This window comes from Amycolatopsis sp. NPDC114505 (genome assembly GCF_055633615.1).
In genome coordinates, this window is the sequence record NZ_JBVKDV010000004.1 from 383,000 (window position 1) to 401,162 (window position 18,163).

An 18,163-nucleotide genomic window follows, 5' to 3' on the forward strand; every position below is an offset into this window, starting at 1 on the left:
CACTCAGCTCACGCAGCCGGCGGCCGCACTGGTCGCCGGCTGCTTCGTGGTACCGGGCGTCTGCGTCGCGGCCACCGGCTTCACACCGCCGGCCGTGTCGTCGCCCGAGGCCTGGACCGCGGGTGTGCTGATCGCGGTGCGCACGAACTGCTGCACCTGCGCCGGGTCGACCTTCACCGCGTCACCGTCGGACGGCGTGGCCAGCGACAGGCTCTGCACCGGGATCGTGGCGAACGCGATCGCCCCCGAGCTCATCCCCCGCAGCTGCTGCGCGAAGCTCAGCACGTCCCAGCCCCGGTCCAGCACCACGGACCCCTGCACCGCGTCGACCAGCGCGGACAGCTTCGCCGGGTTGGTGAACGTGCCCGCGCTGAGCACCTTCTGCGCCATCCCGGACAGGAACGCCTGCTGCCGCGCGATCCGGTCGAGGTCGCTGGTCAGGCCGTGGCGCTGGCGGACGAACGCGAGTGCCTGCGGCCCGGACAGCGTCTGCGTCCCGGCCGGGAAGTCCGCGCCGGAGTACTTGTCGTGCACCGGCGCCTTGAGGCAGACCTCGACGCCGCCGACGGCCTGCGACAGCGCGTCGAAGCCGGCGAGGTTGATGGCCGCGTAGTGGTTGATCGTCAGCCCGGTGAACTTCTCGATCGTCTGGATCGAGGTCTTCGCGCCGGCCTCGTTCGCCGCCATCTCCAGCTGCGCGCCGGAGAGGCCCTGGGACCGCAGCCCGGCCATCGCGGCGTTCTTGCCGCGGCTGTACGCCGAGTTGATCTTGTGCTTGCCGTACCCGCCCGCGATGTCCACATAGGAGTCACGCGGGATCGAGATCGCCGTCGCCGCGGCACCGCCGGCCGGGATGTGGACCACGATCATCGTGTCGGTGGTGTCACCGCCGTCGTCGCCGCCGCCGGCGTGGAGGGCGTCGAGCACGTTCTGCGGCAACGGGTTGCCGTACGCGTCGGTGCGCGCGTCGATCCCGACGAGCAGGACGTTCTGCGCGACCTTGAGCGGTTCGCCGGGAATGGTGTCTTCGTCCTCGACCTGCCCCGACGGCGAAATGACGTTGGCGGTCACGAGACCGTGGTCGAGTTTGCTCAGCTGCGACCAGGCGTACCCGGTGGCGCCGAGCACGAGCGCCGACACGACGCCGAGCGCGACCCGCACGCCGATGCGACGCCCCCGGGACGACAGCAGCACGACACTTCCCCTTGCTTCCCTGTGGTGAACCTCCGACCCCGCCTTCGAGGATCACCGGGTTAGCTGGGAATCAGCTGAGAAACTTGTTGAAAGCTCGTGACGTTGCCCGATCGGCCGAGCTGAGTCGAGCCGATCGGCCGATTTCGCGACGGAAAGTACCGGCGCGCACACGAGAACGTGCTGTGGCGGTGGCCACAGCTAGCGCGGCAGCCGGCGCCAGACCGCGCGCGGCAGCAAGCGCATTCCGAAGAAGACCGGACGGAGCACACCGGGCACCCAGACGACCCCGCGGCGCTTGCGCAGCGCGGCGACGGTCGCGTCGGCCACCTGCTCCGGCGTGCTGGAGAACGGCGCCGGGCTCATGCCCTCGGTCATCCGCCCGACGACGAAGCCGGGGCGGACGAGCAGGAGGTGGACACCCGAGCCCACCAGTGCGTCGGCGAGGCCGCTCGCGAAGCCGTCGAGGCCGGCCTTCGCCGAGCCGTAGACGTAGTTGGCGCGCCGCACGCGGACCCCGGCGACGGACGAGAACACGACGAGGCTGCCGTGGCCCTGGGCGCGGAGCAGGTTCGCGGCGTGGGTCAGGACGCCGACCTGGGCGACGTAGTCGGTGTGGACGATGGCGGCGGCGTGGGTGGCGTCCGCTTCGGCGCGGGCCTGGTCGCCGAGGATGCCGAAGGCGAGCACGACGACGTCCAGGGGCCCGTGCTCGGCGGCGACCTTCTCGAGGAAGGGACGGTGGGCGGCGAGGTCGTCGGCGTCGAACTCGGCCGTCTCGACGGTCTCGGCGCCGGCCGCGCGGAGGGTGGTCGTGGCGGCGGTCAGGTCCGCGCCTGGGCGGGCGGCCAGCACGACCTTCCCGTGGTCGCCGGCCAGGCGTTCCGCCACGGCCAGCCCGATCTCGCTGCGTCCGCCGAGTACCAGCACCGTTCCGCTCACGGGGGCAGTCTCGCAGCCGGCGGTGGCCGCGGTGCGGGCACCCGCCGGTCTCGGGCCGGAGGGGGTGACGATGCCGGGACGGACCCACGCGCGGGAGATCTCCCGCCGGTCTCGGCCCGGGGCAGACCCTGCCCGGGGAAATCTCCCCGCCGGTCTCGGCCCGGGGCAGACCCCTACCCGGGAGATCCCCCGCCGGTCTCGGCCCGGAGGGACCACGGCGCCAGGGCGGACCCGCGCGCGGGAGATCTCTCGCCAGTCTCGGCCGGGGCAGACCTCGGCCCGGGGAAATCTCCCCGCCGGTCTCGGCCCGGAGGGTCCACGGCGCCGGGGCGAACCCCGCCCGGGAAGGTCTCCCGCCTGCCGGGCCGCGGCGCCCGAACCTCGGTCGCTCGCACCCGGGATCCCCAGCGGCCCGGCGGAACCTCGCGAATCGGGTGGCTGGCAGCCAGCCTGCGGAACCGAGGCCCGGAGCGCGGGAACTGCGCTAGCGTGCCCGGGTGGGTCACGCTCCGGATTTCGAGACGGTCGTCGCGCGGCATCGGCGGGAGATCCAGGTGCACTGCTACCGGATGCTCGGCTCGCTGAGCGATGCCGAAGACCTCGCCCAGGAGACCTTCCTGCGCGCTTGGAAGGCCCGCGACCGGTTCGAAGGCCGGGCCAGTGTGCGGACCTGGCTGTACCGGATCGCGACCAACGCCTGTCTCGACGTCCTCGCCCGGCGGCCGCGACGGGTGCTGCCCGATCAGCTCGGGCCCGCCGGGGAGCCCGACGGTCCCATCGCCGCCGTCGATCTGCCATGGCTCGAGCCGGTCCCGGACCGGCTGCTCGACGAGGCCGGGCCGGACGCGCTCGTCGTCGAGCGGGAGACCATCGAGCTCGCCTACCTCGCGGCCGTCCAGTACCTGCCGCCGCGGCAGCGGGCCGCGCTCGTGCTGCGCGACGTCCTCGGCTGGTCGGCCAAGGAGACCGCGGACCTGCTGGAGACGAGCGTCGCGTCGGCGAACAGCGCCCTGCAGCGCGCCCGGACGACCCTGCGTGAGCGACTGCCCGCGCACCGTACCGAATGGACGGCCGGCGATCCGACGGCCGCGGAAACCGCGCTGCTCAAGCGTTTCATCGAGGCTTACGAACAGGGCGACCCCCAAGCGGTCGCCCGGCTGCTGCACGCGGACGCCCGCGCGGTCATGCCGCCGTACGAGCTGTGGTTCGACAGCGGCGCGGCGATCGTCCGGGCGTTGTCGCTGTCGCTCGACCCCGCGTCACCGCACTGCGTCGGCCGCTTCCGGATGCGGGCGACGCGCGCCAACCGCCAGCCCGCGGTGGCGACCTGGCTCCGGCGTCCGGGCGCGGCCGACTACACCTGGTTCGGGGTGTCGCTGCTGACGATCGAGGACGGCCTGGTCACGGAGCTGGCCGCGTTCGAGTCCGTCCCGGCCGCGGTGTGGGGACTGCCGGAGATCTGGCGCGACGAGTGAGCACGATGACCCCGGGTCGCCACAACCGTCACCGCGCACCGATGACCGGCGCGTGCATTCGGTAGTGCATCGCGCACCCCGGTCGGGCGTGAAAAAGCCCGGGCGGGTGATTCACGGGGAATCACCCGCCCGGGCGCACACCACTCGGAATGAAATTCTTCCGATTTCGGTGTTCGGCTTCCTGGCCGCCGGGAAGAGGTCACCGGCGGCGGGTCAAGCTGCTCGGTGCCGCTGCGGCGCGGTGCGCGTCAACCGGCGTCGGTCCTCGGCGGTGGTCCCGCCGAAAACACCGTGGTCCAGGCCGTTGTCGAGCGCGTAGCCGAGGCATTCGCCGCGGACCGGGCAGCGCGCGCACACGGCCTTGGCCTGCGCCGTCTGCCGGGCACCGGGGCCCATCGCGGAGATCGGGAAGAACAGTTCCGGGTCCTCGTCCTTGCAGGCCGCGAGGTCCGCCCAGCCCGTCATCGTGGCTTCCATTTCCTTCGTTCACCTCCCTCAGCTTCTACTGTTTCCCATTGTCGTGACGCGTCAACCGACTTGACCGCGGCGGACGCGCGAGCGTATCCGCCTGGGTCAAGGGGGTTTTGGCGTCGGTCCCCGGCTCACCCTCCGGGCAACCAAGACTGCAACACATGAGAGTACGCCTTCCTTCCCGGGATCTCGATGTCGATCACGTCACCCGATCGGCGAGATCGCGCTCCGGCGCGACCCGCGCGAGGGCCGCCCGCCCGTCGAGGGCGACGAGCTCCGCGGCCCGCCCGGCGGGGCGGTCTTCTCCGCACCCCGCAAGGCTTTCCGATCCGGCTCCGGCCGCCGCGGCCGCACCTTCCCGGCCCCGGCGGGTCCGGGTCCCGGCACCTTCGCCGTGAGCCCGGCCGGCGTCCGGAATCCGCCGTTCGCGGCCCGGCGCCCGCGTCTGCCGGTCGCCGCCGGCGAAGGCCGCCTCGATCCGGATCGAGAGCGGCGGGCGCCGGCTCGTGTCCACTGGGTCATCGAGCCCCGGGTACCCGAGATACCCGCACCCATTCGTCACCGGCCGTCACCATCCGGAGCAGGCCATTACTCCTCCTGTGCAGTCTTGATCGAATCGTTACACGTAGCGGTCACCTCAGCGCACTTGTTCCAGTGGAGGCGAGGGGTGGTGAGGGGTCCGTGTGCGCTGGCGACGATTTCGACGCGTTCTTCCGCGCCGACTTCCCCCCGCTCGTGGCGTTCCTGTGCAAGGCCGGGTTCGAGGCCGAGCTGGCCCGCGACATCGCCACCGAGGCGATGCTGCACGCGCTCGAGGCGTGGCCGACCCTCGAAGACCCGCGGGCCTGGGTCCGCCGCGTCGCCGGGCGGCTGCTCGACGACGCGCGCACGGACTGGACCCGCGCGGCCGACCCGCAGGACGACGAGAAGCTGGCCGCACTGGTCGACCAGCACGCGGGGCTCATCGACCTGCTCGCCTCCCTCCCCGGCCAGCAGCGGACGGTCCTCGCCTGGTCCCTCGACGGCTTCACGCCCACAGAGATCGCGACGGCGCTGCGCATCGCGCCCGCGACCGTCCGCTCCAACCTCCGCCACGTGCGGGAACGCCTCAGGCGCCACCGGGCCGCTCGACCCGGCGACCAGCGGGACAGGGAAGGGTGAGCACCATGCCGGCAACCGAGTACGGGGACCCCGCGATCACCGAGCTGCTGCGGGAGTCCAACGCCGCGCTGCACGACTCGCTGCGCGTCGGGCTCGACGTGGAGGGCACCCTGCTCCGGGTGCGCAGCCGCGCCCTCGTCCGTGAGATAGCCGCGGCGCAGCCCCCGGAGGCGTTCCCCGCCCACTGGCGGCGCCACGACGAGCCGGTCGCCGACGCGATCGGCGGCGACCACGCCGCGACCGCCCGTCTGCTCGCCACCATCCGGCCGCTGGTGGTGCGCTACTGCCGCGCCCGCGTCGGCCGGCACGAGCGTTCGTTCGCCTCGGCCGACGACGTCGCCCAGGAGGTGTGCGTGGCCGTGCTGACCGCGTTGCCCTCCTACCGCGACCAGGGCCGCCCGTTCCTCGCGTTCGTCTACGGCATCGCCCAGCACAAGGTCGCCGACGCGCACCGCTCGGCGGCCCGCAACCGCTCCGACCCGGTGCCGGAGGTCCCCGACGGCGTGTCCGAAGCGGACGGCCCGGAGCAGCGCGCCCTGCGGTTCGAGCTGAACGAACGGCTGGCACGGCTGCTGGACGTGCTGCCCGCGAAGCAGCGGGAGATCGTCGTGCTGCGGGTGGTCGTCGGGCTGTCCGCGGAGGAGACGGCCGCCGCGGTGGGCTCGACCCCCGGCGCCGTCCGCGTCGCCCAGCACCGCGCGCTGGCCCGGCTCCGACGATTGCTGAAAGGGGAAGAGGACTAGCGCCGCACGCGGTCGAGGATGAACTCCTCCAGCGCCGCCGCCGGGCCCTCCATCGATTCGCGGGCCAGCAGCATGAACTCGATTTCGCCGGGCTCGGGGAGGCCGTCGAGCTCGACGAGGTCGGCCGGCACCAGGCTGCGCGCGTGCAGGGTGACGCCCAGCCCGGCCGCCGCCGCGGCCCGCAGGCCGGTGAGGCTCGACGTCTGGCACGCTGCGCGCCACTCCAGGCCGGCGCGTTCGAGGCACTCCACCGCGAGCTGCCGCGTGATCGACGGCATCGGGTACTGCACCAGCGGCACCGGCCGGCCGGGCTCCAGCACCGTCGCCGCCGAGCCGATCCAGACCAGGGGCTCTCGCCAGAGCAGCCGGCCGTGGTGGGCGCCCGGGCGGCGCTTGCCCAGCACGAGGTCCAGCTGACCGGCGCGCAGCCGCTGCGCGAGGACGTCCGAAAGCTCGACGGTCAGCTCGACGTCGACCAGCGGGTGGCTGCCGCGCAGCCGGTGCAGGATCTCCGGCAGCTCGCCGAGCGCGAAGTCCTCCGAGACGCCGAACCGCACGCGGCCGCGCAGCTCGGCCCCGCGGAAGTGCCGCTCGGCGCGCTCTTCGGTGTCGACGATCGTCTGCGCGAAACCCAGCATCGCCTGCCCGCGCGCGGTGAGCTCGACGGTGTGCGTGTCGCGGGCGAAGAGCAGCCCGCCCGAGTCGCGTTCGAGGCGGCGGACGTGCTGGCTGATCGTGGGCTGGCCGACCCCCAGCCGCCGCGCGGCCGCGGTGAAGCTGCGCGTCTCGGCGACGGCGAGGAACGAACGGCACAGGCGCGGGTCCAGCACAGGGTCACTTTATCGTGATTCGCGATGACAGTCAGTCCGGTCATCGGGGTTCACAATGAGCGAGGTCTCGCCGAGAATTGTCGGGGAAGGAGATCCATGTCCCGGTTACGTCTCGACCCGTTCGTCGTCGCCATCCTCGCCACCGTCGGGGTCGCCACCCTCTTGCCCGCTTCCGGCGTCGTGGCCGACGGTTTCAGCACCGCCACCACGATCGCCGTCGGCTTGCTGTTCTTCCTCTACGGCGCCCGGTTGTCGACGCCGGAGGCCCTCGACGGGCTGCGGCACTGGCGGCTGCACGCGGTCGTGCTGGCCGCGACGTTCGTCCTGTTCCCGCTGCTCGGCCTGGCGCTGTTCCTGCTGCCGCCGTCGGTGCTGCCGGCGCAGCTCGCCGCCGGAGTGCTGTTCCTGGCCGTGCTGCCCTCGACCGTCCAGTCGTCGATCGCGTTCACCTCGATCGCCCGCGGCAACGTCGCGGCGGCGATCTGCAGCGCGTCGCTGTCCAACCTGGCCGGGATCGTGCTCACGCCGCTGCTGGTCGCGCTGCTGCTGTCGGGAGACGGCGCCGGCGTCGACGGGTCGGCCGTGCTCGGGATCGTGCTGCAGCTGCTCGCGCCGTTCGTCGCCGGACAGCTCGCGCGGCGCTGGATCGGCGCCTGGATCACGCGCAACTCCGCGCCGCTCAAGCTGTTCGACCGCGGGTCGATCCTGCTGGTCGTCTACACGGCGTTCAGCGCGGGCATGGTCGAGGGCATCTGGCACCGGCTCGACGTCGGCCACCTGCTGGTGCTCCTGGGCGTGTGCTGCGTGCTGCTCGCGGCGGTGCTGGGCGCGACGGGCTGGGGTGCCCGCGTACTGGGCTTCGCCCGCGCCGACCGGATCACGATCGTGTTCTGCGGCTCGAAGAAGAGCCTGGCGAGCGGGTTGCCGATGGCGACGGTGCTGTTCGGGCACGCGCAGGTGGGGCTGATCGTGCTGCCGCTGATGCTGTTCCACCAGATCCAGCTGATCGTGTGCGCGACGCTGGCCCGCCGGTACGCGGCGTCTTCGGAGCTCGTCCCGGCTTGACCGATGAGTTTTCCGGGCGGCGCCCGTCGGTAAGGGTGACCCTCTACCGGAAGGCGCCACCATGGCCAAGATCCTCTACCACATCACGATGTCCCTCGACGGCTTCGTCGCCGGCCCCGCCGACGACATGACGTGGATGTCCGGCCTGCCCGCCGGGCCGAGCCCGGTCGTTTCGCGGCTCCTCGGGCAGATCGGGGCGGTGGTGATGGGGCACAACACGTACGCGCCGGCGACGACGGCCGAGGGCAAGGTGTACGGCGGCAGCTGGGAGGGCCCGATCTTCGTGGTGACCCGCGACGCGGCGCCGTCACCGGGCTTCACCCTGGTCGACGACCTGGGCAAGGCGGTGGCGGCGGCGTCCTCGGCGGCCGGGGACGGGTACGTCGCGGTGCTGGGCGCCACGACGGCCCGCCGCTGCCTGGAAGCCGGTCTGCTGGACGAGGTGCTGGTGCACATAGCCCCGATCCTGCTCGGCGATGGGGTCCGGCTGTTCGACCACCCCGGCGGCACGCGGGTGCGGCTCGAGCCCGTGGAGCTGAGCACCACGGGGGCGATCGGGAACTTCTGGTACCGGGTGGCGTGACCCGGCACCGTCCACTGTGTACAGCGGGGAGCGAGCCGGTGCCCTCGTGGTGACGGCCGGCGCGGTGGCCTTCGCCGGCGCTTCAGCCACCGTCGCCCGCGCCGATCGGTCGGGCGGCGCAGGCCACGTTCGGGCCAGATCTGGTTCGCCTACGCGGCCTACGGTTCGCCGACGCCGCCGGTCACCACGACCCCACCCGAAACGACGGCCACCACGCCCGCGTTCCCCACCAGCAGTCCGGGAAACTGAGCGGAATCCGCACTCTCACCGCGGTCGAGGGGACGGCTTCCGCAGTTCTTCGGCGAAAATCGCGTCCACGCGGCGGTTCGCTCGGCGCAGGACTCGGGCCGCCGCGCGGAGGGCGTAGCCCAGCGCGAACGCGAACAGCAGACCCAGGCCGATGGCCGCGAGGTTCGCCACGAGCGTCTCCCGGTACTGGTGCGCCAGGTAGCCCAGGCCCGCCCCGGCGATGAGTGCGTCCAGCAGCGCCAACCGAAGCGCGTACGGGCCGTGCGGAGTGGCTCGCGGTATCGAGACCATCGCCCACCCTCCCGCCGTTCCGTTCAGCGGTGACGCCCTTGCAACCTAGACGAGGCTGCGCCGGTCGGTGGGCACTTCAACCTGTTTGGCCTACCGGATCTGCCCGGATGGCCGCTGTGATAGCTTGAAGCGAACTGAGTCTTCTGTGCGAATGCAAATCCCGGGGGCGGTAGCTCAGTTGGTTAGAGCAGGGGACTCATAATCCCTTGGCCGCGGGTTCGAGCCCCGCCCGCCCCACCCGAGGCGGCTCCGGCTGCTCGGTGCTGACGCACCTTCGCCGGTGCCCGCAGTATCTACCCGGGGGACAACCCCCGGACCCCCGGCACGTGGTGGTCGCGTTTCGCGGTTCGGCCACACCGTCCACAATGGACGTCAATGCATGCGGTCGTAGACCGCTGCCGTCTCGCCTTGGTCGCCCGTTTCGTGGTGGGTCAGGCGCCACTTCGACGCCGGTAGGCCGTCGTCGAACAGGCGGGGGCCGCCGCCCGCTATCTCCGGGCAGGTCATCAGGTACAGGCGGTCGAGCAGGTTCGCCGACAGCAAAGCCTTGATGATGCTTGCGCTGCTGTTGACCAGGATGTCACCCGATCCGGTGGCTTTCAGATCCGCGATGACGTCCGCGGCCGGGGCGTTCACCACGCGGGTGCGCTCCCACGGCGACTCGCTCACCGTCGACGAGAACACCACCTTTTCCACGTCCACCAGCCACTTCGCGTAACCGCGGTCGCGCGGGTCGGAGTTCTCGTCCGCGGCCACTGTCGGCCAGAAGCCCAGGAAACCTTCGGCGTTGAGACGGCCGAGCACCGCCGTCGTCGCGCCCTCCCAGATCCGCGTCAGGTGGCGGCGTGCGACGTCGGTGGTCGCGTACGAGACGATCGCGCCCATGTCGCCGGGCCCACCGGGGCCGCGGTAGCGCCCGTCGAGCGTGAGGCTCAGGTTCGCGGTGACTCTGCGCTCGGTCATGGTCGTCAGCTCTTTTCCTGGGTGAGCACTTCGGTGAGGTGGTCGAGCACCTGGTCCCAGCCCGTTTCGATCCCGGCGATGGCGGAGACGGCGCCGACCGTCGTCGCGGTGATGCGCAGGCCGAGCCGCAACCGGGTGCCGCCGGGCACCGGCGTCAACTCGAGGTCGTAGTGGCCGGTGAAGGACGCGGCGCCCGTGACCGCCAGGTCGAACGCGAGCCGCCCGGGCTCGCCGGCGAGGCGGACCCACCCTTCCGAGTGGTATTCGCCGTCGGCGTCGCGGTAGGCGAGCACCGCGCGCCCGCCGGTCCGCGGCTCGAGGACGCAAGCGGTGACCGTCATCGACGGCGGGACCCACCACGACGCCAGCAGCTCCGGGTCGGTCCAGTGCCGCCAGACGGCCTCACGCGGCACGGCCAGCAGCCGCTCGAACGCGAACTCCCGCCCGTCCGCCCACTGGTCGCGGTCCGCGGCCGCGGCGTCCTCTTCGATGGCCGCGCGGTACCGCATCACGACGTCCCGCTCGCCTTCGTGCGCTTCGGTCGCCTTCGCCAGCTCCGTCAGCTTCCCCGCGAAGGCCGCCAACGGCTCGGCCTCGAGGGCGTAGACGCGACGCTGCCCCAGCGGGAACACGGTGACGAGCCCGGCCCGGGCGAGGGTCTGGAGGTGCTTGGTGGCTTGCGGCTGCCGGAGGCCGGTCAGCTCGGCCAGCTCGCCGACCGACCGGGGACGCTCGGCGAGGAGCTCGACGATGCGCCACCGTGCCGCGTCCCCCAATGCTGCCGCGATCCCGTCTTCCATGCCCCCAGTATTCACAAGCCGAAGTATTTACAAGCCGAAGCATTCACATGAAAGAATATTCAAGTCAAGGAATATCACTCAGGGACTTTCCTGGGGCACCCAGCGCAACCCGTAGGCGTAGCCCAGCTGCGGAGCCTTGAACTCCTGCGCCACCTCGCACGCGCCGTCGAGCCTCAGCGCCGGGCCCGGTTTGGCGGGGTCGGCGAGCACCGAGGGCGGGACCCGGTCCAGGCGCCACACCGTCCGCGGCAGCCGCTGCGGGTCGAACCGGACCCGCACGGTGAACGACTCGCACGTCACCAGCGGCAGGAACGCGTACGACGGCCGGATCGGCAGGCCGTCCCGGACCCGGATCACCAGCGCGTACGTGTGGGTGTCCCCGCGCGCCAGCGGCCGCGGGAGGTCGAGCAGCCAGCGGAAGTGCCGCTGCCCCACCCGCTTGGCGTCGGTGATCCGGACACCGTGCTGGGCATCGGCGGCCACCAGCCGTTCGCCGTCGCCGCCGTCGTCGACGCGGGGCACGGTGAACTGCGCGGAGATCCGGCTCAGCCCGTCGCGCGTCGCGACGATCTGGCGTTCTTCGATCAGCTCCGGCCCGTCGGTGTCCAGCCGCACGATGGCGCGCAGCCGCTTGACGAACCAGCCCTGGTCCGGGTCGTCGGGCGCGCCGTCACCGGGCCGCAGGCCGGCCTCGATCTCGGCGGCCAGCCGCGCGAACGACCGGTCGATCCGGCGCCGGGCCGTGCGCGCGGACACCCGCAGCTGGTCCGCGAGCACCTCGACGCGGTCGCTGAGCAACGCGTGCTGCGCGCCGGGAGCGATGCCCAGCGCGACGTTGACCGCCAGCCGGTCGTCCGCCGGGAACTCGGCGATCGCGGCGGAAATGGCGTCACGCAGCACCCGCCGCGCTTCACGGTCGTTCGCCGTCCGGTGGATTTCACACCAGCCGGAAACGAGCGGCCCGAGCCGGCCGCGCAGCCGTTCGGTTTCCAATCCCCAGCCGCGGCGCAAAGTGGTGAGCTCGCGGAGCAACCCGTCCTCGTATGCCATGGGATTTCGATTGTGACACGCGGACTTCCGGGCGATCGGCGGTGCGGGCTGCGCCGATCAGGTGATTCCGGAGTGGCCAGTGGCTGGCCAGTTCCGGCGCTATTCGGCCAGGCGGCGGCCTTTTCCGGTTCCCCGGCTGACCGACCATTTCCCCGTCGACGACATCCGGGGAGGACAAGTTGCTCGACACCACTTTTCCGACGACCGGACCGGCCGACGTCGCCGGGGTCCGGAAGCTGGCCCGCGACGGCAGGCTGGCGGACTCGGCCTCGGCCGCCCCGCCCGGCGACCGCGCCCGCCTGCGCGGCGCGGTCTACTCCGTCGCCTGGCCGCTGGTCTTCGCCCGGATCACCAAGCCGCTGGAACGGCAGCGCCGGCACCCGGACTGCGCCCGCGGGCTCGAATGGCTGCGCCCCGACTGCCTCGACCGCTTCCACGACGACGTCGAGGCCGTCGTCGAGCACGCTTTGCGGCGCGCGACGGACCCGATCGAGAACTTCGACGGCTGGCTGGCGACCCGCCTCAGCCCGGCGACGGTCGACGCGCACCGGCGGCGGCGCGGCGAAATCGGGGCCCTGCAACGGCCCCGGCTGCCGGCCTGGCTGGGCGAAGCCCTCGGCGGCGACCGGTGGCTGTGCGACCTCGCCCTCCAGATCCTGGTGTGGGCGGGGGTGCCGGCGACCGCGGGCGCGGAGCTGTGGCCGCTCGACGGCTGGGCCGCCCGCCGCGCGGAGGTCACCGGGGCGCCACCGGCCGGCCGCGACACGCGCGACACGCTCGACCGCGAGGTGCGGACGGTCCTGACCGCGATGCGCAGCCGCCCGAAGTGGTACGCCGAGCACGTCGAGCGCCCCCTCGGGCACAAGCGGGCACCGGTCGCCCCGATGCCGGCGGACGGCGCGGCCGAGCCGGCCCCGCTGCGCCTGGTCGACCCGGACGAGGCCGACGACGCTCGCCTCGCCGGCCAGGCCGAGGAGGCATTGCGCGCGATCGAGGCCCGCCTGGACCGCGGCGAGGATCCGCGGACGGCGGTCACGGCGGTCGTCCGGCGGGTGTTCGGGTCGGGTGGGAGTGCGCTGGACCGGTTGCCGCACAACGGATCCACCCGCGACGACTGGCTGGCGGCGGCCCTCGCCGACGAGGCGACGCTCGACCGGATAGTGACGACGGTGCTGGCCATCCTCGGCCGCTGAGCGCGGTCGGCCGGGGTCCGACACGACCCTCACCGACAGGGCTGGGCTCGCGACGGCCGCCCCGACTCCTCGGCCACCGAACGCAGCGGCACCCGGCCAGGTTCAGGCACCACCCTGGCCGACCAGGCCGGGCTCGCAACAACCGCCCCGGACTTCCTCGGCCACCGAACCCGACCGCAAGCACCGGCCGCGATTCAAACGCCACCCTCACCGACGAAACCCGGCTCACAGCAACCATCCCGGGCATCCTCCGCGACCAACCGCAGCCGCGCGTCCAGGATGTCCGACAGCACCTCCGGTGGGCAGCCCTCGGCTCGCGCGCGCGTGCCGGCGGAGGTCAGCTCCGCCAGCAGCACCTCGCGCACCGCTGCGCGGGTCTCGTGCGGGAGTCTTGTGGGCGGGACAGCTGATGTGGCCACCCCGGCCTCCTTTCGCCCGGCGCCGGGTTCGGCCGGCCCAGCCTTCCCCTGACGGACGGCGTTCACCGCCACCACGACGGCGGGGGTACCGGGAGCCGCAGGGGGCAGCCCGGGTGGCGGCCCGCCCAGGAGTCGGCCAGCCAGCGGGTCAGCGACACCGGCCCGAGCAGGCTGTCCTCCCACACCGGGGTCAGCTCGCCCGCCCGGCGCAACATCGTCTCCGCGGTGGCACAGAAGGAGATGATCGCGGCGACGGCGGCGTCGGCCCGCTCCACCGGCCAGGCGACGGCGGCTCCGGGCAGCCGGGCCGGGATCGCCAGGCCCGTGCCGACAGTGCAGTTGCGAGCCAGCTGGACGGCGAGATCGAACTCGACCGATTCGGCGTGGCATTGCCGGACCCGCCAGCGAGGCGAGGCCGCGGCGGCGTGCAGCCCGGCGAGCCGGGCGGCGACCAGCCCGTCCCACACCGTCAAAAGCACCCCTCGGGTATCGGCCGGGTGAATTCCGGCGAGGTCGAGGGTGACGGCGCTGAGCCAGGCACACGGGTCCTTGACTTGACGATCAGCGGCGACGGTCACGGCAGCCAGTCTCGCACCGGAAAGCACGTCCGGCAGCAAGATGATCATGGTTCGCGGCAGGACCACCCGGTCGGTGGCGAACCGTTGAGCGGCTGGGTAATTCCTTCGGGCACTGCGGGTGACCGGACTGTGACAGGTGTGTCATCATGTCGGCGCTCAGTGCCGAGCACGCCCCCCTCGTTTTTCCTTCTCCGAAAGGCCGTCGCAGCGTGATCAAGACCAGCAAGAGCCGGGCCGGCGCTCAGCGGGTGACGTTCAGCCTCCCCGCCGGGGCACCCCCCGGCCGCGTGAGCGTGGTGGGCTCCTTCAACGACTGGACGCCCGGCCGCCACCACCTGACCACGCGCTCCAACGGCCGCCGGTCCGCGTCGGTGGACGTGACGCCGGGGACGGTCATCCAGTTCCGGTACCTCGGCGAGGACGGCCTGTGGTTCGACGACCCCGACCTGCCGGACCGCGCCGACGGCAACTGCGTCTACTCGACGAACTGAGGCGCGCGGCCGGCGGTCAGGACTTGCGGCGCGGCTTCCCGCGCTTGGGCGCGCCGCCGCCGGTTCGGCGGGCCGGGCGCTTCCCCGCCGACTTCGCCGGCGCGGGCTTGCGTTCCGGGCGCTTCTTCTCCTCCGGCGCCGGCTGCGTGCGTCCGCGCGTGCTGTTGACCGTGCGGCCGCGCACGATCCCGATGAACGTCTCCATCAGGTCCGTCGTCTCGTCCTCGAGCCACGACAGCGCGACGCTCGACTGCGGTGCGTCCGTGATCGTCCGGTACGTCAGGTCACGGCGGTGGTGCAGGCGGGCCAGGGACTGCGGGACCACCAGGACGCCGACCCCCGCGGCCACCAGCTCGATCGCGTCGGCCGTCGTCTCCGGGCGGGACACGGCGGGCCGGCCCGGGGGCGAAGGCCACTCGATCGTGTCGTCCGACGGATGCAGCACGACCTCGTCCGCCAAGTCCGCTGTGGACACTTCGTCCGCCGCGGCGAGCAGGTGGTCCTTGGCGACCACGACCACCGTCGTCTCGGTGTAGAGCGGGATCGCGTGCAGGCCGTCGCGGTCGATCGGGGACCGCAGCAGCGCCGCGTGCGCGCCGCCCTCGCGGAGCAGGCCCGTCGCGTCGGCCGCGGCGACCGGGACCAGCTCGAGCGGCACGTCCGGCTGCCGCTCGCCCCACGTCCGCACCCACTTGGCGGGGGTCGTACCCGGGACGTACGCGAGACGGAACGAGGTCACCGGGTCAGGCTACCGGGCGGGGCGCTGGCTACCCTGGACGGCATGACGTCGCACAAGACCTCCCAGACGATGAAGCCCGCGACGGCGGCGAAGAAGCTGGGTGTGTACCTCGAAGCCACGCCCCCCGAGTTCCAGGAGGGCGTCGTCTCGCGCGACGAGCTGAACGCGCTGCAGACCGACCCGCCCGAGTGGCTGCGCGAGCTGCGCCGCACCGGCCCGCACCCGCGCCCGGTCGTCGCGGCGAAGCTCGGCGTCTCCATCGGCGGCCTCAGCCGCGGCGGGATCACCGAGGCCCTCACCACCGAGCAGATCGACGCCCTGAAGGCCGAAAGCCCCGACTGGCTGGTGCGGGAACGCGCCACGCAGGCCGAGGTGCGCAAGGAAACCGTGCGGGTCCAGGAGAAGGACCACTGACCACGCTCGAGGAGGCCCGGCGCCTCGACGCCGCGGACGAGCTGGCCGCGTTCCGGGACCGCTTCGTCCCGATCACCGACCCCGGCGTCGTCGCCTACCTCGACGGGAACTCGCTGGGCCGCCCGCTGCGCGCCACCGCCGAACGGCTGCGGGAGCTCGTCGCCGACGAGTGGGGCGCGCGGCTGATCCGGTCCTGGGAAGAGCGCTGGCTCGCGCTGCCCGAACGGATCGGGGACGAGCTGGGCCGCGTCGCACTGGGCGCCGCTCCCGGCCAGACCATCGTCGCCGACTCGACGTCCGTGTGCCTGTACAAGACGCTGCGCGCGGCGGCCGCGCTCCGGCCGGGGCGCGACGAGATCGTCACCGACTCCGTCAACTTCCCCACCGACCGGTTCCTCGTCGAGAGCGTCGCCGCGGAGCTCGGTCACACGGTCCGGTGGATCGAAGCGGCCGACGTCCGCCCGGACGACGTCGCGGCGGTCACCGGGCCGCGGACCGCCGCCGTGGTGCTGTCCCATGTGGACTACCGCACCGCCGCGATCGCCGATCTCGCCGGGATCACGCGGCTGGTGCACGACCGCGGCGCCCTCACCGTCTGGGACCTCTGCCACAGCGTCGGCTCGATCCCGGTCGAGCTGGACGCCGGCGGGGCCGACTTCGCCGTCGGCTGCACGTACAAGTTCCTCAACGCGGGGCCCGGCGCGCCCGCCTTCCTCTACGTGAACGCCCGCCACCACGCGGACTTCGGGCAGCCGATCACCGGCTGGATGGGCGCGGCCGACACGTTCGGCATGGCCGAGCACTACGTGCCGGCGCCCGGCATCCGGCGCGCGCTGTCCGGCACCCCGCCGGTGCTGGGCATGGTGGGCGTCCAGGAAGGCGTCGCGCTGCTGGCCGAGGCCGGGATCGAGCGCGTGCGGGCCAAGGCCGTCGCGCTGGGGCGCTGGGTGCTGGCCCTCGCCGACGAGTGGCTCGTCCCGCTCGGCTTCACCGTGGCCTCGCCGCGCGAAGACGCCCGCCGCGGCGGGCACGTCACCCTGCGGCACCCGGACGCCGATCGGCTTTCCCGCGTGCTCATCGAGCACGGCGTGCTGATCGACTTCCGCCGTCCCGACGGCATCCGCGTCGGACTGAGCCCGCTGACCACCGGGTTCACCGAGGTCCGGGCGGCCATGGACCGGATCCGGGAGCTCGCCGGACAGTAGCCATGTACTTAGTAGCCATGTACTGTATTTGACATGAGCACCCCCGGCCACCTCGTCTGGCGACTGTCCATGAAGTGGCGGGCGGCCGTCGACCGCGCCCTCGCGCCGGTCGGGCTGACGCACGCCCAGTACGTCTTCCTGGCTTCGCTCTCCGGCCTCGAACGCGCCGGGGAAAGCCCCAGCCAGCGCGAACTCGCCGACCACACCGGCCTGGAAGCGCTCTACGTCTCGAAGCTCGCCCGCGCCCTCGACGCGGACGGTCTCGTCGAACGCACCCGCGACACCGCCGACACCCGGACGGTCCGGCTGAGCCTCACCGCCCGCGGCCGCGACGTCGTCGAGCCGGCGATCGCGACCGTGGCCGAGCTGCTCGACCGGCTTCTCGCGCCGCTCGGCGGCCGGGACGGGGACCGCACCGCGGCACTGACCCGCGAGCTCACGCTCCTGCTCGACACCCCGCTGGCTCCCTGAAGGGACACCCCATGGACCTCCACTACGAAGAATCCGGTTCCGGCACCCCGATCGTCTTCCTGCACGGCAACCCCGGCTCGTCGCACGGCTGGCGGAACGTCCTCCCCCACGTCGGCGGCGGCCGGCTGCTCGCGCCCGACCTCATCGGCATGGGCCGCTCGGCCAAGCCCGACATCGCCTACTCCTTCGCCGACCACGCCCGGTACCTCGACGCCTGGTTCGACGCGCTCGGCCTGGACGACGTCGTCCTCGTCGGCCACGACTGGGGCGGCGCGCTCGCCTTCGACCACGCCGCCCGCCACCCCGGCCGCGTCCGCGGGGTGGCGTTCTTCGAAGCCATCGTCAAGCCGCTGGCCTGGGATGACCTGTCGCCGCAGGCGGTCGAGCGGACGCGGAAGATCCGCACGCCGGGCGTCGGCGAAGAGCTGGTGCTGACGCAGGACCTGTTCATCCGGCAGGCGTTCACCGGCGGCGTGCGCACGCCGGTGGCCGACCTCGAGCCGTACCTCGCGCCGTTCCCCACCCCCGAGAGCCGCCGGCCGGTGCTCGCGTGGGCGCGGCAGCTGCCGCTCGGCGGCGAACCGGCCGAGCTGATCCCGCGCATCGAGGCCTACGACGAGTGGCTGGCCACCAGCACCGGCACGCCGAAGCTGCTGATGACGTTCGAGGGCTCCCCCACGCTGTCCATCGGCGAGAAGGTGGCGCGGTGGTGCGAAGAGAACATCGCCGCGCTCGACGTCGTCCCCGGCGGGGAGGCCGGGCACCACGCGCAGGAGGACCGGCCCGAGGCGATCGGCACCGGGATCTCGGCGTGGCTGGACCGCCGCGGCCTCCGGTGA

General features: G+C 72.8%; 23 protein-coding genes and 1 tRNA gene. 12 read left to right on the top strand and 12 right to left on the bottom strand.

The window, feature by feature from the left end; translation table 11 throughout:
* Positions 1 to 3: 3 nt before the first annotated feature.
* Complete coding sequence (locus ACZ7OU_RS40020; protein WP_470246140.1) at positions 4 to 1,194, bottom strand: LCP family protein; 1,191 nt, start codon at positions 1,192 to 1,194, stop codon at positions 4 to 6.
* Positions 1,195 to 1,392: 198 nt separating this feature from the next.
* A complete protein-coding gene (locus ACZ7OU_RS40025; protein WP_470259276.1) occupies positions 1,393 to 2,133 on the bottom strand; it encodes an SDR family NAD(P)-dependent oxidoreductase in 741 nt (246 codons plus the stop codon).
* Between the two features lie 497 nt (positions 2,134 to 2,630).
* Between ACZ7OU_RS40025 and ACZ7OU_RS40030 the strand changes: the two genes are divergently transcribed.
* Positions 2,631 to 3,608 carry an RNA polymerase subunit sigma-70 gene (locus ACZ7OU_RS40030; protein WP_470259277.1) on the top strand — a complete coding sequence of 326 codons (978 nt, stop codon included), beginning with the start codon at positions 2,631 to 2,633 and terminating at the stop codon, positions 3,606 to 3,608.
* 213 nt (positions 3,609 to 3,821) lie between these two features.
* Here ACZ7OU_RS40030 and ACZ7OU_RS40035 read toward each other — a convergent pair whose 3' ends face one another.
* Both ACZ7OU_RS40035 and ACZ7OU_RS40040 read right to left on the bottom strand, forming a co-directional pair.
* Positions 3,822 to 4,085 carry a WhiB family transcriptional regulator gene (locus ACZ7OU_RS40035; RefSeq protein WP_470246137.1) on the bottom strand — a complete coding sequence of 88 codons (264 nt, stop codon included), beginning with the start codon at positions 4,083 to 4,085 and terminating at the stop codon, positions 3,822 to 3,824.
* A 193-nt stretch (positions 4,086 to 4,278) separates the two neighbouring features.
* Positions 4,279 to 4,593 carry a hypothetical protein gene (locus ACZ7OU_RS40040; protein ID WP_470259278.1) on the bottom strand — a complete coding sequence of 105 codons (315 nt, stop codon included), beginning with the start codon at positions 4,591 to 4,593 and terminating at the stop codon, positions 4,279 to 4,281.
* A gap of 167 nt (positions 4,594 to 4,760) precedes the next feature.
* Here ACZ7OU_RS40040 and ACZ7OU_RS40045 point away from each other — a divergent pair, with 167 nt between their 5' ends.
* Positions 4,761 to 5,240, top strand: a complete 480-nt coding sequence (locus ACZ7OU_RS40045; protein WP_470246135.1) for an RNA polymerase sigma factor — start codon at positions 4,761 to 4,763, stop codon at positions 5,238 to 5,240.
* A gap of 146 nt (positions 5,241 to 5,386) precedes the next feature.
* Entirely contained in the window at positions 5,387 to 5,983 is a 597-nt protein-coding gene (locus tag ACZ7OU_RS40050) for a sigma-70 family RNA polymerase sigma factor (RefSeq protein ID WP_470246491.1), read from the top strand.
* Here ACZ7OU_RS40050 and ACZ7OU_RS40055 read toward each other — a convergent pair.
* Entirely contained in the window at positions 5,980 to 6,813 is an 834-nt protein-coding gene (locus tag ACZ7OU_RS40055) for a LysR family transcriptional regulator (RefSeq protein ID WP_470259279.1), read from the bottom strand. The two genes, ACZ7OU_RS40050 and ACZ7OU_RS40055, sit on opposite strands and share 4 nt — an antisense overlap.
* A 96-nt stretch (positions 6,814 to 6,909) precedes the next feature.
* Here ACZ7OU_RS40055 and ACZ7OU_RS40060 point away from each other — a divergent pair, with 96 nt between their 5' ends.
* Both ACZ7OU_RS40060 and ACZ7OU_RS40065 read left to right on the top strand, forming a co-directional pair.
* Positions 6,910 to 7,878, top strand: coding sequence for a bile acid:sodium symporter family protein (locus tag ACZ7OU_RS40060; RefSeq protein WP_470259280.1), 969 nt, complete (start codon positions 6,910 to 6,912; stop codon positions 7,876 to 7,878).
* Between the two features lie 61 nt (positions 7,879 to 7,939).
* Complete coding sequence (locus ACZ7OU_RS40065; RefSeq protein WP_470259281.1) at positions 7,940 to 8,461, top strand: dihydrofolate reductase family protein; 522 nt, start codon at positions 7,940 to 7,942, stop codon at positions 8,459 to 8,461.
* A 264-nt stretch (positions 8,462 to 8,725) separates the two neighbouring features.
* On the opposite strand, the gene ACZ7OU_RS40070 is transcribed toward ACZ7OU_RS40065, so the two are convergent.
* A complete protein-coding gene (locus tag ACZ7OU_RS40070) occupies positions 8,726 to 8,953 on the bottom strand; it encodes a hypothetical protein (protein WP_470259282.1) in 228 nt (75 codons plus the stop codon).
* A gap of 211 nt (positions 8,954 to 9,164) precedes the next feature.
* Between ACZ7OU_RS40070 and ACZ7OU_RS40075 the strand changes: the two genes are divergently transcribed.
* Positions 9,165 to 9,238: transfer RNA gene (locus ACZ7OU_RS40075), tRNA-Ile, on the top strand.
* Between the two features lie 135 nt (positions 9,239 to 9,373).
* Here the strand turns inward: ACZ7OU_RS40075 and ACZ7OU_RS40080 are convergent.
* The 3 genes from ACZ7OU_RS40080 to ACZ7OU_RS40090 form a co-directional block, all read right to left on the bottom strand.
* The gene (locus ACZ7OU_RS40080) at positions 9,374 to 9,964 is read right to left on the bottom strand and encodes a dihydrofolate reductase family protein (protein WP_470259283.1); all 591 of its coding nucleotides are present in this window, start codon (positions 9,962 to 9,964) and stop codon (positions 9,374 to 9,376) included.
* A gap of 5 nt (positions 9,965 to 9,969) precedes the next feature.
* Positions 9,970 to 10,764, bottom strand: a complete 795-nt coding sequence (locus tag ACZ7OU_RS40085) for a metalloregulator ArsR/SmtB family transcription factor (RefSeq protein WP_470259284.1) — start codon at positions 10,762 to 10,764, stop codon at positions 9,970 to 9,972.
* Positions 10,765 to 10,842: 78 nt separating this feature from the next.
* Positions 10,843 to 11,814: a hypothetical protein gene (locus tag ACZ7OU_RS40090; RefSeq protein ID WP_470259285.1), complete on the bottom strand. Its 972-nt coding sequence runs from the start codon at positions 11,812 to 11,814 to the stop codon at positions 10,843 to 10,845.
* Positions 11,815 to 11,993: 179 nt separating this feature from the next.
* Between ACZ7OU_RS40090 and ACZ7OU_RS40095 the strand changes: the two genes are divergently transcribed.
* Complete coding sequence (locus ACZ7OU_RS40095; RefSeq protein WP_470259286.1) at positions 11,994 to 13,007, top strand: hypothetical protein; 1,014 nt, start codon at positions 11,994 to 11,996, stop codon at positions 13,005 to 13,007.
* Between the two features lie 194 nt (positions 13,008 to 13,201).
* Here the strand turns inward: ACZ7OU_RS40095 and ACZ7OU_RS40100 are convergent, their stop codons facing one another.
* Both ACZ7OU_RS40100 and ACZ7OU_RS40105 read right to left on the bottom strand, forming a co-directional pair.
* On the bottom strand, positions 13,202 to 13,426 hold the full coding sequence (locus ACZ7OU_RS40100) for a hypothetical protein (RefSeq protein WP_470246125.1): 225 nt from the start codon (positions 13,424 to 13,426) through the stop codon (positions 13,202 to 13,204).
* 62 nt (positions 13,427 to 13,488) lie between these two features.
* Positions 13,489 to 14,004, bottom strand: coding sequence for a hypothetical protein (locus ACZ7OU_RS40105; RefSeq protein WP_470246124.1), 516 nt, complete (start codon positions 14,002 to 14,004; stop codon positions 13,489 to 13,491).
* 209 nt (positions 14,005 to 14,213) lie between these two features.
* Between ACZ7OU_RS40105 and ACZ7OU_RS40110 the strand changes: the two genes are divergently transcribed.
* Positions 14,214 to 14,495, top strand: a complete 282-nt coding sequence (locus ACZ7OU_RS40110) for an early set domain-containing protein (RefSeq protein WP_470246123.1) — start codon at positions 14,214 to 14,216, stop codon at positions 14,493 to 14,495.
* 16 nt (positions 14,496 to 14,511) lie between these two features.
* On the opposite strand, the gene ACZ7OU_RS40115 is transcribed toward ACZ7OU_RS40110, so the two are convergent.
* A complete protein-coding gene (locus ACZ7OU_RS40115) occupies positions 14,512 to 15,234 on the bottom strand; it encodes a LysR substrate-binding domain-containing protein (protein WP_470259287.1) in 723 nt (240 codons plus the stop codon).
* A gap of 42 nt (positions 15,235 to 15,276) precedes the next feature.
* Here ACZ7OU_RS40115 and ACZ7OU_RS40120 point away from each other — a divergent pair, with 42 nt between their 5' ends.
* From ACZ7OU_RS40120 to ACZ7OU_RS40135, 4 genes are read left to right on the top strand one after another with little or no spacing between them, the layout of a single operon-like run.
* Positions 15,277 to 15,648, top strand: a complete 372-nt coding sequence (locus ACZ7OU_RS40120) for a DUF5997 family protein (RefSeq protein ID WP_470259288.1) — start codon at positions 15,277 to 15,279, stop codon at positions 15,646 to 15,648.
* Positions 15,645 to 16,853, top strand: a complete 1,209-nt coding sequence (locus ACZ7OU_RS40125; RefSeq protein WP_470259678.1) for a kynureninase — start codon at positions 15,645 to 15,647, stop codon at positions 16,851 to 16,853. Before ACZ7OU_RS40120 ends, ACZ7OU_RS40125 begins: the two co-directional genes overlap by 4 nt.
* 33 nt (positions 16,854 to 16,886) lie before the next feature.
* Positions 16,887 to 17,324 carry a MarR family winged helix-turn-helix transcriptional regulator gene (locus ACZ7OU_RS40130; protein WP_470259289.1) on the top strand — a complete coding sequence of 146 codons (438 nt, stop codon included), beginning with the start codon at positions 16,887 to 16,889 and terminating at the stop codon, positions 17,322 to 17,324.
* Between the two features lie 11 nt (positions 17,325 to 17,335).
* On the top strand, positions 17,336 to 18,163 hold the full coding sequence (locus ACZ7OU_RS40135) for a haloalkane dehalogenase (RefSeq protein WP_470246119.1): 828 nt from the start codon (positions 17,336 to 17,338) through the stop codon (positions 18,161 to 18,163).